Source organism: Brevundimonas sp. RM1 (assembly GCF_052907225.1).
In genome coordinates this window covers 372,554-385,666 of record NZ_JBRERY010000001.1, presented here as the reverse complement: position 1 = coordinate 385,666, position 13,113 = coordinate 372,554, and the positions used below count along the sequence as shown (strand labels likewise).

The following is a 13,113-nucleotide window of genomic DNA, read 5'->3' as shown; positions in this document are numbered from 1 at the left end:
GGTGACGCATCCCCCTAGTGGTCGTGGCTCGCGCCGGACTTGTCGATGTCCGCGCGAATGAGGAAGGCGCCGTCGACGACATAGGTCGTGCCCGGCTCGATGCCGCCCAGGACCTCGGTCCACTCTTCGGTGCGACGGCCCAGGTCGAGCATGCGCACCTCATAGGTGTCGCCGACCTTGGCGTAGACCACGGTGAAGTCGCGGAACGGCTGCAGCGCCTTGGTGCGCACCGCCAGCGGCACCTCGCCCTGGCCGACCTGCACCAGTCCCGAAACCCCGAGGCCCGGCCGCCAGACGCCGCCCTGGTAGGGCAGTTCGACATGGGCCACGAGGGTCTGGCTGAGCACGTCGTCGGCCGGCAGGATCGCCTCGATGACGCCGCTGGCCGTGTGCTCGCCCGCCTGGCTCTTGATCTCGATCCTTTGACCGACGCGAACGCGTTCGGCGTCGCGCGGATAGAGGAAGAACTCGGCGTGAAGCCGGGTCGGGTCGCCGATCGTCAGCATGGGGGCGCCGCCGCCGGTGATGGAGCCGGGATTGACGTTCTTGGCGGTGATCACGCCCGAGATGGGCGCGGTGACCGAATAGGTCTGGAGGCTTTCGCTCGACTCCACGCGGGCGACGACCTGCCCGCGCGAGACGCGCTGGCCCAGTTCCACGGTCATGGACATCACCCTACCCGGATAGCGGGCGTGAACCTCGGCCTGGCCCTCCGGCGTGATCTCGACCCGGCCGCTGAGCGGCAGGCTCTCGCCGAGAACGGCGGGGCCGGCCTGCTGGGTGGTGACGCCGCCGGCTTGGGCGGCGTCGGCGCTGATGACCGTCCGGCCCTCATAGGACTGATAGGACCAGGCCGAGCGCTTGCCCGCGCGAACGGCGCTGACCGCGACGTCGAACGAGTGGGGCTCGGACACGACGCCCGGACTGGCCAGGTAGTCGTTCTCGGGGGTGAAGACGAAGCGATCCACCTTCGGCCCCAGGCGGCTCAGGGCGATGTTCGCCTGCACCTGCTTGGGATCGAGCGGCTTGTCGTTCAGGTAGGGATAGAGGCGGAAGAGCGGTTCCGGCCCTTCCTCGTAGATGGTCACCTCGATGGCGAAGTCGCCGTCGCGAAGCAGGCGGCCGTTGTGCGGTCCGCGTTCGTAGTCGGCGGCGGCGGCCGCCTCGCCTTCGGGCTTGGCGGCCTTGTCGCCGCCGCCGCAGGCGGCCAGCGTCAGGGCGACGGCGGCCAGGACGCAGCCGAGTGCGGTTGCGGAAGTGCGGGACGTCTTCATGGTTGGGTCTCCAGGCCGAGCAGGTCGGCGTGCGCGCCGGTCAGGCGGTCGAGCCGCGCGCGGTCGTTGTGGAAGGTCTGCAGCACCGCGACGCGACGGGCCTTGGTCTGCAGCAAGGCCGCATGGGCGCTCATCACGTCGTTGTAGGTGAAGCCGCCGCGCGCAAAGCCCTCGCGGACCAGGACGACGGCCCGTTCAGCCTGGGGCTGGGTTTCCTCAGCGATGCGCCGGGCTTCATTGGCGCGGGCCAGAAGCTGCACCTGGAGGCGGGCGATTTCCCGCTCGCGCTCAAGGCGCAGGGCGTTTTGATCGGCCTGGGCCGCCAGACCGTCAGCGCGGGCGCGGTCGATGGCGCCCTGGTTCCGGTCGTAGCGCTGCAGCGGCACGGACCCGCCGAAGACCAGAGCCACCTCATTGTCCCAGATGTGCCGGACGCCGACGCTGACCGTGGGATCGGGCACGGCGCGCGCCTGCTCCAGGCGAACCTGGGCGTCGGAGATAGCCTGGCGGGCGCGGAAGGCTTCGAGGTCCGCTTGGGCCACAGCGCCGGCGGCGACGCGAGCGGCGCTGGTGTCCTCGAAGTCGGAGGCTCCCATTCGGAAGTCGGCGGCGCCGTCCCAGAACTTGGCCAGGACGATGCGCGCGACGCGAACGGCGATCTCGGCCTGATCGAAATCGATCTGGGCCTGAGCTAGTTCGGCCTCGGCGCGCGCCCCCGCGAACAGGGGATCGCGGGCCGCGTTCACGCGACGCTGAACTTCCGTCTGGAAGCGTTCCGCGAGCGAAAGCCGCTCCCGCGCGATCTCCAGCTGGGCTTCTGCCGCCATGGCGTCGACCCAGGCGCGCTGCACCAGTTCGAGGCGATCCAGTTGCGCGATCTGGGCCTGGGCCGTGATCAGCAGGCCTTCGCTTTGCGCCAGGCCGGTGCGGGCGGATCGATCGCCGCCCCGTTCCAGCTTCTGCTCATAGGTCAGGGTGGTTTCGGTTCGCCCCAGAATGTCGCCTCCGCCCAGGGTGGGCAGGTTTTCGACCATCAGACCCAGGGTCGGATTGGGACGAAGGCCGGCCTGGCGGACGCCGGCCTCGACGCCGCGCAGGCGCGCGTCGAGACCCGGTCGCGCCGGATCGGCGGCGGCGGCGCGCCGCAGCGCGCCTTCAAGGGTGAGGGCCGGACCAGAGGCGGCTTCAGCAGAAGCCGGCGACTGGGCAAGCGCGATGGCGGGCGGCGACCATGCCGCCGCCAGGGCGAGCGCGAGGGCGGATACGGCCGCGCCTCGCCCTCGCCATCCGGCAACGCCGGATTGGGAAGGTTTCAAGAGATGTCTCCAACAGGACGCGCACGGCCATAAGGCCGCGCAGGATCAGCTTTTCAGGCGATCAGGCGTTCTGTCTGGGAGGCTGGAGCGGCGCGTCGAGAACGGCGCCGGGCGGCACGGCGTCGGGCGCCGGGCCAAGGTCGAGCGAGGTCACCACGCCCGCGCCGATCGGATGGACAGGCGTCGCCAGGGCCACATGAATGTCGCCCCCGCTGTGATGGTGATGGCTGAGAGGGGATTTGCCGCTTTCATCGGCGACATCCATCGCCTGAGCGTTAGCCGAGCCATCGTCGTTCGTCGCCGCGTCATGGCTGTGACCGTGGTCATGGTCGTGAGCCAGATCGGCTGTGTCTTCATAGGAAACGCCAGGGAACTGAAGGCCGTGTTCGATCCTGTGCTGATTATTCTGCACGCCATGCATCTGCACCGCGACCATGACGGTCACGCCCAGGCAGACGCAAAGGAAACGGAACAAGCGTGGCAAATCGAAATTCCCCGATCGAATTTCGTTACGGGGAAACCGTCCACGATGCAACTGCGTGAAGGTCGCAGCGGTTTGGCCCTACTCGCCTTTATAATCGCGCCGTCGCTTCAGTGGCTCCTGGTCCGGAAAGCGTAGCTGCACTCCGGCTCCGAGCATTCCTGCAGGGATGAATACGACACCAGCGTCTTCCAAAGTTGCAACAAGCAACCGTGCATTTGCCGTTGTGACGGGCGCAGCGGCGTTGGTGCTTTCGGCCTTTCGAACGGTGTTCAGCGCCAGCCCCGTACGCTCAGCCAGATCGGACACGGACATATTCAAAAGCCCGCGCGCTGCGCGCAACTGCGCCCCAGTAACGACGGCGCCGGAGGGGCTTGTGTCGCGCTCAGAATTCATGATTGACCAATAGCACCATATTTGATAAATAGCACCAATACATGAAGGGAGGTGCCTCTATGAATGACGTTAAACCGGATCAACCGACTTGTCCGCTCCATGGAAAGCCGAGCCAACGCCGAACCTGCCGAAGCTGCAATGCTGCCTACATGCGCGGCTACCTTAGCGTTGCGCGTAAAACTCGTCCCACTTCCGCGCTTTTGACGCGAGCACGTCAGCGCGCTGTCCGTCAGGGCGTACCCTATACGCTTCGGCGTCAGGACATCTCCATGCCGCGCCGTTGCCCCGTTCTTGGTCTGCCCTTGACCGTGGGTACGGCGAGGTCCGCCAGTTCCCCCTCTCTTGATCGGATCAATCCCGCCAAAGGCTATCAGCCTGGCAATGTCAGGGTCATCAGCGACCAGGCTAATCGCTTGAAAAGTAACCGCAGTCTTGAAGAGGTCGTCCGACTGAGCCAGCGAGGGGCGCCTGAACGACGCGCGCAATATGCTGCCGTTGCGGCCTACATGGAGCGGGAAGCGCTCTTGGCTGAGGTGAAGCGAAAGGCGGCTATTGACCCGTCGCCGAGTAAGCCTTGGCAGGTGATTGCTGATTTCTTGGAGAACCGCTTTCGCGAATACATTCCACGATAATCACGATTCAATGTAGATTTTGTTTACGCTAATACTGAATTAACCAACAAATCGTCTAGTTTTTGCTATTTTTTTCTTGACTAATGTTTTCGGTTAAGTTTTCGTAAATCTCACTATTAACTCGCACTGACCCACAGGAGATGTGCAACGAAGCAAGGAGAAACCATGAAGAACGACGAACGTGATGCGCCCAGCCTGAGCCCGCTGGAGAACCGCTGGCTGACAGCCGAAGAAGCCGCCGCCTACATCGGCGTGAAGGTCGAGACGCTTTCGAAATGGCGCCTTCGCGGCCACGGCCCTCGCTACTCGGCCGCCTTGCGGCGCGATCCGCGCTATCGCCTGTCCGACCTCATGGAACACATGGCCGCTCAAATGGTGTCCAACACCCGCGAAGCGCGCACCGTTCGCATCTCCTATGCCGCTGACCATTCCCCGATGACGCTACGGCGACCGATGCGCCCGTTGCGATCGGTGCAATCCACGGATCGTGGTTAGTCTCCCCGACGCGCGAACCCTTCACTCGACGGCTCCATCAATTTCACGCCGCCTCGCATACCTGAGAGGCGGCGTCCTCGTACCCCGCCGGCCTAAACATCAGCGCGCCGTCAGGCGCTGGCAGCGCGATCGGCGCTCGTGGATGTGGGGCTTTGGGCCCATATGAACGTTGCCAAATTGAAGGGATGAGGCCTCACCAATTGTAAGACGCCGCATGTCAGAATCTCTGACACGCGGCGCCTGGGGCTGCCTCAAATGCATTGACAGTTATTGTCGGAATTTGCGGCAGGAGAAACGTGCTTCCGGGACGTTACTGCTTATCCGAAGGCGCAGGGCTAAACGCGTGCGGCCCCACCATTCGAGCGATTTCATCGCTCCAGGCATTCTGAGCGGCCCGCACCTTCTCGCGCATTGTACGAACGTTGTAGCGGCGCGAAGGCTGGTTTTCATCGTAGTGGTTGATGACGTGCTCTGCGACACGCTCCGGAAAGCCCAAGTCTTCTTCAATGACAGTGCGTCCGTATCGTCGACCGTCGTACAATTGCAGTTCTTTCGACGGAAGTTCGCCAGCCTCAACCATCTGGTTGCGCATGGCCATAAAGGCACCTCCCATCGACCCCCTCAAGAGGTGGTCGCCGCGCCCACATGTCGGGAAGAGATACGTGCTGGAACTGCGCTCCATCTGCGTCTGGATCAACCGCATAGCCAGCGGAGTCAGAGGCACATAGTAGGGCTTCCGCTTTTTCTTGGTCAGATGTTTCGGAACAATCCAGGTGGCCTCCGACAAATTGATATGCTCCCGCTGCGCGCGAGCAACATCAACGGGTCGCTGGAGTGTCACCAGATAGATCAGCGTCGCAAGCGCGACACTGATCCGCGTGTCCTTACCGGTGGCGCGTGCGACGTTCGCATGCCAGATTTTGGCAAATGAATCCGGATCAAAGTACTCGGGACGTTGTTCCAGATTGTCTTCAAAGAGGGCCGGGAACGACGCGGGGTTTTCGGACAACCACTCCCGATCAGAGATCGCCCAGTTGTACATTCTGCGGACAATGGACTGGATTTGGTTGGCCGTGGAATGCCCATTGAATCGGGGATGGCGGGCATCTATCGCAATCTGGCTTTGGATGCTGCGAACCAAATCCTTCATCTCAGGTTTCGAAATTTCCCTGAAGGGACGATCGCCTATGCGTGGCAACACGAAGCGCCCCAGCAGGTAGCTTCTCGCCTTCTTATCCCCCTCCGAAAAATGCGGGTGGGCCTCGTCGAACAACTCCGCCAGGGCGCTGACCGTTTCCACCTTTCCGCGTTTCGCGGCTGCAATGTCGTCACGACGTTCAACGGCGGGATCAATTCCTTCCAGTTGCAGCGCAGCCAACCGCTGAAGCGCTCCACGGCGTGCGTCTTCGGGCGGAAGGGAAGCTGCGCACAGCCGAAAGTCATTCTTGCTGCCGTCAGTCCTCGGATAGCGGATGTAGTAGCTGGCGGACCCTCCGGGCGTAATCTGGACGTACAGTTGGGGCACGTCTGTGTCCCATAGGCGCACCCGCTTTCCCTGCACATGATCGGCTTGCGCTTTGTCGATCAGCTTGCGCGTCAAGCGGGCGCGATTGCCCTTTCTGTTCTTGTGGTTTGTCATTCTTTACCTCGTTCAAAGTTCGAGGTTCGAGCAGCACTTCCCACGCCAGACAGACCACCCACCGTGCCACTAACAGTGGTCGTAAGTCGTCCTAAGTGATCCCAAATGGCCCCCGAGAGCCTCTCTGACAGCGACCAAAGGCAGCGTTCAGAAATGAGATAACAATCTGAATTACCGTCCATTTTTGGGACACTAGGCAATTCATGATTCTTCAGGCCTTCCTGCTCCCCTTGAGGGAGAAGGCGGGCGCCGGAGGCGCTCGGATGAGGGGTGTCAGCGCATCGGTCGTGAAAGCCGTGCTGACGCCCGCCCATCGAATTTCAAGAAGACGGAGTCGACACCCCTCATCCGTCAGGCTCAGCCTGCCACCTTCTCCCTCAAGGGGAGAAGGAAGAAGTCAGCCGATCAGCACCCGCGCCGCCGCGCGCGCTTCATCGGTGATCTCGGCGCCCGACAGCATCCGCGCGATCTCTTCCTGACGCGGGCCTGTCTCCAGCACGTCGATGGAGGTGCGGGTGTGGCCCTCGACATCGGCCTTGCGGACCTTCCAGTGAGCGTGGCCGCGCGCGGCGACCTGCGGGCTGTGGGTCACGACCAGCACCTGCGCCCCGCGCGACAGGCGTTGCAGGCGCCCGCCCACGGCCTCGGCCACGGCGCCGCCGACGCCCTGATCCACCTCGTCGAAGATCATGACCGGCTGGCGCTGGTCCTCACGGCTGGCCAGCGCCGCCTTCATCGCCAGCGCGAAACGCGCCAGCTCCCCGCCCGACGCCACCGTGTCCAGCGGCCCGAAGGCGGTTCCGGCGTTGGTCGCCACCTCGAACCGCACCGTCTCGACGCCCAGCGGACCGCGACGCCCTTCGACCGGCTCCAGCGTCACGCGGAAGCGGGCGCGCTCCAGCTTCAACGGGCCAAGTTCGTCCATGACGGCGGCGACCAGCCGGTCCCCCGCCGCCTCGCGCGCCGAGGTCAGCAGCATGGCCGCCACGTCATAGGCCTCCATCGCCACGGCGACGTCGCGGCGGGCCTTGGTCAGCGCCTCTTCGCCGTCCTCGATCAGGCGCAGCTGTTCGCGCAGGCGCAGTCGTAGCCCCGGCAACGCCTCGACCGTGGTGTTCAGCTTGCGAGCGGCGGCGCGCAGGGCGAACAGCCGCTCCTCCGCCTTGTCCAGGCGACCCGGCTCGAAGTCGAAGGCGTCGGCCGCAGCGTCGACACAGGCCACCGCCTCGGTCGCTTCGACCAGGGCGCGGTCCACCGCCTCGGCGGCCGAGGCCAGTTTGACGATGATGGGATTGTCGCCCTCGGCGCCCGCCTGCACCGCCCGCTGGCGCGCATGCTCCACCGCGCGCAGGGCCGAGGCCAGACGCTGGCTCAGCTTGTCGCCGCCCAGCAGATTGCGCGCATCGGCCAGATCGGCCACCGCCTTCTCCGCCGCGCCCAGGATGGCGCGTTCACCCGCAAGCTCCGTCTCTTCGTCCGGCTTGGGATCAAGGGCGTCGAGATCGGCCAGATTCTGCGCGATTTCCTCGGCCTTGGCCGCAGCCTCGGCGGCCGAGGCTTCCAGATCATCCAGATGGGCCTGCGCCGCCTTCAGACGCTCGGCCGCCCCCGCTACGCCCGCCAGTTGCGGCTGCAGCCCGCCGTAGTTGTCCAGCAGCGCCCGGTGCGTCTTCCAGTCCAGCAGGCCGACGGTTTCATGCTGGCCGTGCACCTCGACCAGCAGGGCGCCGATCTCGCGCAGCGCCGTCACCCCGGCGGGCTGATCGTTGACATAGGCGCGGCTGCGGCCGTCGGCCGAGACCACCCGGCGCAGGATCAGCTCTTCGCCCGGCGCGACCTCGAAGCCGCGTTCGGACAACAGGGCGATCAGGGCTTCATCATCAGGCGCGGTGAAGACGGCCGTAGCCGAGGCCTGCTTGGCGCCGTTCCGCACCAGTCCGGCGTCGGAGCGCGCGCCCAGCGCCAGACCCAGCGCGTCGAGGATGATGGACTTGCCCGCCCCCGTCTCGCCGGTCAGCACGGTCAGACCGTCCTCGACCTCCAGGTCAAGGGCGTCGACGAGGACGACGTCACGGATCGAGAGGGTGGTCAGCATGGGCGATCTGATTCGATGTTTCGCCGCATCCTAGCCGGAAACAGAACAGGAACGCAGCGCCTTAATCACGCCGCGTCACTGCCCTGCGACCGGATCAGGCGCCGCCGGGGATCAGGCGTTGCAGCCAGGATTCGCGCTTGCCTTCAGGCTGAACCGTCGGGTTCTCGCCGCGCTCGCGCAGCAGGGCGAAGGCCTCGGCGTACCAGGGGCTGCCTGGATAGTTGTGGCCCAGGACGGCGGCGTTGCGCGTCGCCTCCTCGGTCAGACCCAGGCTCAGATTGACCTCGACCAGACGATACAGGGCCTCAGGCGTGTGCGAGGTGCGCTGGAAGTCGGGGTTGTTGATGACGGCCTTGTAGCGGTTCAACGCGCCCAGCGGCTGGTTGGCGCGCTGGTAATAGCGGCCGACGGTCATTTCCTTGCCGGCCAGCTGGTCGTTGACCATGTCGATCTTGACCCGCGCATCGGTGGCGTAGGACGAACCCGGATAGCGACGCACCACGTCGCGCAGACCCGCCAGGGCGGCCTCGGCGTAGCCCTGGTCCCGGCCCACGTCGACGATCTGCTCGAAGTTGCAGACAGCCTTCATGTAGAAGGCGTAGCTGGCCGACGGATTGCCGGGGAACAGGGCGATGAAGCGGTCAGCCGCCGCGATCGCGTCCTGATAGTTGTTGTTCTGATAATAGGCGTAGACCTGCATCAGGATCGCCCGACGCGCCCATTCCGAATAGGGGTGCTGACGCTCCACTTCCTGGAAGTAGTCGACGGCGTCCATCCAGCGCTTGGACTGCAGGCGCTGATAGCCGGTGTTGTAGAGGGCCTCGACCGGACGCTCCTCATAGGCCAGCTTCTGGCGCGGCTTGTTGCCGGCGCAGGCGGAAAGCGACAGGGCCGCGACGGCGACCGTCAACAGGGTCAGGCCGGTACGAGACTTCGAAGCGAGCAAGGGCGACCTCATCAAGATGCCTTCGGGACGCGGACACGCGACACGCGCCCTCGTTAGCAGGATGCGTCCTCTATAACAGCGCCCGCGCCCAAGCCAATCGGCTGAAATCGAAGATCCGACCGGAACACGGCTGGACGCCGCACCGTTCGCCGCCTAGAGAGCGCGTCCAGAAACGCATCCGCGACTATTGGCGGAGCGATGACGGCGAAAGGATGACCGGTCAATGAAGCTGCTCGCAGGCAATTCGAACCGGAGCTTGGCCCAGGCCATCGCTGCCCACCTGGACATGCCGCTGACCAAGGCCCAGGTGAAGCGTTTCGCGGACAATGAGGTGTTCGCCGTCGTCGAGGAGAACGTGCGCGGCGAGGATGTCTTCATCATCCAGTCGACCTCGTATCCGGCCAACGACAATCTGATGGAGCTGTTGATCATGACCGACGCGCTGGTGCGCGCCTCGGCCAAGCGGATCACGGCCGTCATGCCCTACTTCGGCTACGCCCGTCAGGACCGTAAGACCGGCGGCCGCACGCCGATCTCGGCCAAGCTGGTCGCCAATCTGATCACCCGCGCCGGCGCCGACCGCGTCCTGACCATGGACCTGCACGCCGGCCAGATTCAGGGCTTCTTCGACATCCCGACCGATAATCTGGTGGCGACGCCCGTCCTGGCCCAGGACATCAAGGACAACTATCCGAAGGGCGATGATCTGATGATCGTCTCGCCCGACGTCGGGGGCGTGGTGCGCGCGCGCTCGCTGGCCAGCCGCCTGAACGCCGACCTCGCCATCGTCGACAAGCGCCGTCCCAAGGCGGGCGAGAGCGAAGTCATGAACATCATCGGCGACGTCGAAGGCCGCCGCTGCATCCTGTTCGACGACATCGTCGATTCGGGCGGCACCCTGGTGAACGCCGCCAAGGCGCTGATCGACCGCGGCGCGACCGAGGTCTCGGCCTACATCAGCCACGGCGTCCTGTCGGGGCCGGCGGTCGACCGCGTCGCCAACGGCCCGCTGAAGGAGCTGGTGATTACCGACTCCATCGAACAACCTGACGAAGTTTTGAACTGCTCGAAGATCCGTCGCGTGCCCGTGGCTCCGCTGATGGGCGAGGCGATTCGGCGCATCGCCAACGAAGAGTCGGTCTCAAAGCTGTTCGATTAAGGTTCGGCTAACCATTCCCTCCGCGATATAAGGGCTTGTAGTTCGGTAGGCGCCTCGCGCCTCCGACGCCCGTCCAAGTGCGTATCGCTTAAAAGCAAGGGAAGATCGCCGATGCCCCAGGCCTTCTTGCGTCGCGGCCTCTCCGTCGCCGCTGTCGCCGCCGCCGCCGTCCTGGCCAGCTGTTCGACGCCTGAGCCGGAAGCGCCGCCCCCTGCGCCGCCCCCGCCGCCGCCCCCTGCCCTGGCGCTGAACCAGAGCGTGGCCGAGGCCGCCTCGGTCTATGTCGCCTTCGTGCGCGAAGTCGGGTCGATCCAGGCCGGCTTCCCTGACGCCGAATCCATCCAGGCCGCCGTCCGCAAGGGCGCCGCCGTCGAGGCCGGCCAGCTGTCGCGCGGCATGATCGCCTACGGCGCCATCCTGGCCCTGCAATCCCCTGAATACGTCGCCGGCGTGCGCCAGTTCGCCTCCGACCCGGCCCAGCGTCAGCAGATGGTGTCGCGAATCGTCGCCGACCCGGCCTACGCCGCCACCCTGCCCGGCGCGGAAGCCGCCGCCGGCCTGATCGCCAGCACCATGGGCCAAGACGCGGCGACCATGACCGCCATCGCCGAGGCGGTGGAGACGGACGCCTACACCATCCAGGGACGCAGCGACCCGCGCCGCCGCTGGGCCACCCAGCCCGTCGCCGACCGCAACGGCCGCCTGGAAGGCGCCAAGTCCCTGTCGGCCGTGCCACGTCTGCCCTCGGCCGAGGACAGCGCCCGTCTTTTCGCCGCCGCCCACAGCGGCTCTGGCCTGAACCTGACCGCCGCCCAGCGCGGCGCGCCCTTCACGCCCGCCATCGTCAACTCCCTGGCCATCGCGGCCCTGGCGGCCCTGGGCGCGGCGGGCGAGGACGCCAAGGCGAACACAGACGCCCTTACGACCGAATCGAACAATGAGTTCTGCCTCAGCATGTCGAAGCTGATGCTGTTCCAGTGCCTGGCGGCGGCCAAGCCGAACTATGAGGACATCTTCTGCGCCGGTCGTCACGTCGTTCGCGACCTGGCCCAGTGCACCTCGCAGTACACGGGACCGATGCCCACCATCACCGTGGCCGTGCCGCCTGCAGGCGCGCCCACGCCGATGGCCCAGGCGCAGAACCAGTCTTCGCCGACCGCGTCCCCGCACGGCTGAGGCTGATTATCGCAGTGGGCTGAGCCGGGGCGGTTGCGTCCTCCCCGTGTTCCGTGTAATAGCCCGCGCTCTTGAATTCGAAGGGTTCATGACCCCGCCGCGCGGGACACGGTTCTGCGCAGGCGTTTACTTGTATTGAAGGCGAGCCCGATGGCTGAGATCATTCTGAACGTTGATGTCCGCGAGAACGTGGGCACCGGCGGCGCCCGCGCCGCGCGCCGCGAAGGCGCCGTCCCCGGCGTGCTGTACGGCGGCGACAAGGCCCCGGTGGCCATCTCCGTGAACGAGCGTGAGTTCCGCAAGTCGCTGTACACCGGCAAGCTGATCGGTCACCTGGTGACCCTGAAGTACGGCAAGGAAACCCAGCCGGTCATCGCCAAGGACATCCAGTTCGATCCGGTTTCCGACCGTCCGCTGCACTTCGACCTGATGCGCGTCGGCGCCAAGGAAGAGATCAAGATCGAAATCCCGGTCGCCTTCGTCAACGCCGACGAAGCTCCCTACACCCGTCAGGGCGGCATGCTGGAAGTGGTTCGCCACACCGTCGAGATCATGGTCCGCGCCGACCGTATCCCGGCTGAACTGGTTGTCGACCTGAAGGGCCGCGAGATCGGCGAGAACATCCGCATCTCGGACATCCAACTGCCGGAAGGCGCTGCGCCGACCATCACCGACCGTGACTTCATGATCGCCGCGATCAAAAACTCGGCCGCAGCTCAGTCGGACGCCGGCGACACCACCGCCGAAGGCGAAGCCGAAGAAGCCTAAGGTTTCCTCCCCTATCGCCCTGCGCGCGGCGCAGGGCTGCCTGAGGGGATCAGAAATCAGCCCCGCCCGGTTCGCCTGGCGGGGCTTTTCTTTGCCCGAAGCACGAGGCATGAGGATCGCATGATCATCATCGCCGGCCTGGGCAATCCCGGCCCCAAATACGAAAAGAACCGCCACAACATCGGCTTCATGGCCGTGGACGAAATCGCCGACCGCTGGCGCTTCGGTCCCTCGCGCGCCAAGTTCCAGTCGATCGTCGCCGACGGCGAGGTCGAGGGGACCAAGGTTCTGCTGATGAAGCCCCAGACCTATATGAACGAGAGCGGCCGCGCCGTCGGCGAGGCGGCGCGCTTCTACAAGGTGAAGCCCGAACACGTCATCGTCTTCCACGACGAGATCGACCTGGCTCCCGGCCGCTTCCGCATGAAGAAGGGCGGCGGCGCAGCAGGCCAGAACGGGATTCGCAGCCTGATCAGCCACCTGGGCGCCGACTTCCGCCGCGCCCGCATGGGCATCGGCCACCCTGGCGAGCCCCAGTTGGTTCACGCCCACGTCCTGGGCGACTTCCACAAGGCCGACAAGCCGTGGCTGGACGCCATGCTGCAGGCCTGCGCCGACGCCCTGCCCTTCGCGGTGAACGGCGACGACGAACGCTATCAAGGCGAAGTGATGCGCCTGGCTCCTGCTCCCAAGTTCAGTCCGAGGCAGGCGGCGAAGGGGGAGTAACCCTCTCCCG

General features: G+C 65.5%; 13 protein-coding genes. 6 read left to right on the top strand and 7 right to left on the bottom strand.

Translation table 11 applies throughout. The features are described from left to right. Window positions 1–14: 14 nt before the first annotated feature. From ACU5AP_RS01830 to ACU5AP_RS01815, 4 genes are all read right to left on the bottom strand, one after another. The gene (locus ACU5AP_RS01830) at window positions 15–1,274 is read right to left on the bottom strand and encodes an efflux RND transporter periplasmic adaptor subunit (RefSeq protein WP_076224196.1); all 1,260 of its coding nucleotides are present in this window, start codon (window positions 1,272–1,274) and stop codon (window positions 15–17) included. Continuing rightward, window positions 1,271–2,590 (bottom strand): TolC family protein, encoded by a 1,320-nt coding sequence (locus tag ACU5AP_RS01825; protein ID WP_083673975.1) that lies wholly within the window; start codon window positions 2,588–2,590, stop codon window positions 1,271–1,273. The genes ACU5AP_RS01830 and ACU5AP_RS01825 overlap by 4 nt, the downstream gene beginning before the upstream one ends. Before the next feature lie 61 nt (window positions 2,591–2,651). Then, on the bottom strand, window positions 2,652–3,026 hold the full coding sequence (locus ACU5AP_RS01820) for a hypothetical protein (RefSeq protein WP_232624029.1): 375 nt from the start codon (window positions 3,024–3,026) through the stop codon (window positions 2,652–2,654). A gap of 126 nt (window positions 3,027–3,152) precedes the next feature. Continuing rightward, the gene (locus ACU5AP_RS01815) at window positions 3,153–3,380 is read right to left on the bottom strand and encodes a hypothetical protein (RefSeq protein WP_232464046.1); all 228 of its coding nucleotides are present in this window, start codon (window positions 3,378–3,380) and stop codon (window positions 3,153–3,155) included. A gap of 236 nt (window positions 3,381–3,616) precedes the next feature. Between ACU5AP_RS01815 and ACU5AP_RS01810 the strand changes: the two genes are divergently transcribed. Both ACU5AP_RS01810 and ACU5AP_RS01805 read left to right on the top strand, forming a co-directional pair. Then, on the top strand, window positions 3,617–4,099 hold the full coding sequence (locus tag ACU5AP_RS01810; protein ID WP_076224193.1) for a hypothetical protein: 483 nt from the start codon (window positions 3,617–3,619) through the stop codon (window positions 4,097–4,099). A 165-nt stretch (window positions 4,100–4,264) separates the two neighbouring features. Beyond that, window positions 4,265–4,594, top strand: a complete 330-nt coding sequence (locus ACU5AP_RS01805) for a helix-turn-helix domain-containing protein (RefSeq protein ID WP_052748048.1) — start codon at window positions 4,265–4,267, stop codon at window positions 4,592–4,594. Between the two features lie 310 nt (window positions 4,595–4,904). On the opposite strand, the gene ACU5AP_RS01800 is transcribed toward ACU5AP_RS01805, so the two are convergent. From ACU5AP_RS01800 to ACU5AP_RS01790, 3 genes are all read right to left on the bottom strand, one after another. Next, a complete protein-coding gene (locus tag ACU5AP_RS01800) occupies window positions 4,905–6,233 on the bottom strand; it encodes a tyrosine-type recombinase/integrase (protein ID WP_128720229.1) in 1,329 nt (442 codons plus the stop codon). A 397-nt stretch (window positions 6,234–6,630) separates the two neighbouring features. Then, window positions 6,631–8,328 (bottom strand): DNA repair protein RecN, encoded by a 1,698-nt coding sequence (recN, locus tag ACU5AP_RS01795; protein WP_128720327.1) that lies wholly within the window; start codon window positions 8,326–8,328, stop codon window positions 6,631–6,633. Window positions 8,329–8,422: 94 nt separating this feature from the next. Then, window positions 8,423–9,286 (bottom strand): outer membrane protein assembly factor BamD, encoded by an 864-nt coding sequence (locus ACU5AP_RS01790; RefSeq protein WP_003165550.1) that lies wholly within the window; start codon window positions 9,284–9,286, stop codon window positions 8,423–8,425. Window positions 9,287–9,497: 211 nt separating this feature from the next. On the opposite strand from ACU5AP_RS01790, the gene ACU5AP_RS01785 reads away from it, so the two are divergent. The 4 genes from ACU5AP_RS01785 to pth all read left to right on the top strand — a co-directional run bounded on the left by ACU5AP_RS01785 (window position 9,498) and on the right by pth (window position 13,103). Beyond that, window positions 9,498–10,433: a ribose-phosphate pyrophosphokinase gene (locus ACU5AP_RS01785; RefSeq protein WP_003165551.1), complete on the top strand. Its 936-nt coding sequence runs from the start codon at window positions 9,498–9,500 to the stop codon at window positions 10,431–10,433. Between the two features lie 111 nt (window positions 10,434–10,544). Beyond that, window positions 10,545–11,609 carry a hypothetical protein gene (locus ACU5AP_RS01780; protein WP_128720328.1) on the top strand — a complete coding sequence of 355 codons (1,065 nt, stop codon included), beginning with the start codon at window positions 10,545–10,547 and terminating at the stop codon, window positions 11,607–11,609. A gap of 150 nt (window positions 11,610–11,759) precedes the next feature. After that, window positions 11,760–12,377, top strand: coding sequence for a 50S ribosomal protein L25/general stress protein Ctc (locus ACU5AP_RS01775; RefSeq protein WP_003165552.1), 618 nt, complete (start codon window positions 11,760–11,762; stop codon window positions 12,375–12,377). 120 nt (window positions 12,378–12,497) lie between these two features. Beyond that, complete coding sequence (gene pth / locus ACU5AP_RS01770) at window positions 12,498–13,103, top strand: aminoacyl-tRNA hydrolase (RefSeq protein WP_003165553.1); 606 nt, start codon at window positions 12,498–12,500, stop codon at window positions 13,101–13,103. Window positions 13,104–13,113: the final 10 nt, after the last annotated feature.

Excerpts from the sequence above, each read along its gene's own strand:
- ACU5AP_RS01810 (WP_076224193.1), top strand. The coding sequence starts at position 3,617 with ATGCGCGGCTACCTTAGCGTTGCGCGTAAAACTCGTCCCACTTCCGCG.
- ACU5AP_RS01780 (WP_128720328.1), top strand. The coding sequence starts at position 10,545 with ATGCCCCAGGCCTTCTTGCGTCGCGGCCTCTCCGTCGCCGCTGTCGCC.
- recN (WP_128720327.1), bottom strand. The coding sequence starts at position 8,328 with ATGCTGACCACCCTCTCGATCCGTGACGTCGTCCTCGTCGACGCCCTT.
- ACU5AP_RS01785 (WP_003165551.1), top strand. The coding sequence starts at position 9,498 with ATGAAGCTGCTCGCAGGCAATTCGAACCGGAGCTTGGCCCAGGCCATC.
- ACU5AP_RS01830 (WP_076224196.1), bottom strand. The coding sequence starts at position 1,274 with ATGAAGACGTCCCGCACTTCCGCAACCGCACTCGGCTGCGTCCTGGCC.
- ACU5AP_RS01775 (WP_003165552.1), top strand. The coding sequence starts at position 11,760 with ATGGCTGAGATCATTCTGAACGTTGATGTCCGCGAGAACGTGGGCACC.
- ACU5AP_RS01790 (WP_003165550.1), bottom strand. The coding sequence starts at position 9,286 with ATGAGGTCGCCCTTGCTCGCTTCGAAGTCTCGTACCGGCCTGACCCTG.
- ACU5AP_RS01800 (WP_128720229.1), bottom strand. The coding sequence starts at position 6,233 with ATGACAAACCACAAGAACAGAAAGGGCAATCGCGCCCGCTTGACGCGC.
- pth (WP_003165553.1), top strand. The coding sequence starts at position 12,498 with ATGATCATCATCGCCGGCCTGGGCAATCCCGGCCCCAAATACGAAAAG.
- ACU5AP_RS01805 (WP_052748048.1), top strand. The coding sequence starts at position 4,265 with ATGAAGAACGACGAACGTGATGCGCCCAGCCTGAGCCCGCTGGAGAAC.
- ACU5AP_RS01820 (WP_232624029.1), bottom strand. The coding sequence starts at position 3,026 with ATGGTCGCGGTGCAGATGCATGGCGTGCAGAATAATCAGCACAGGATC.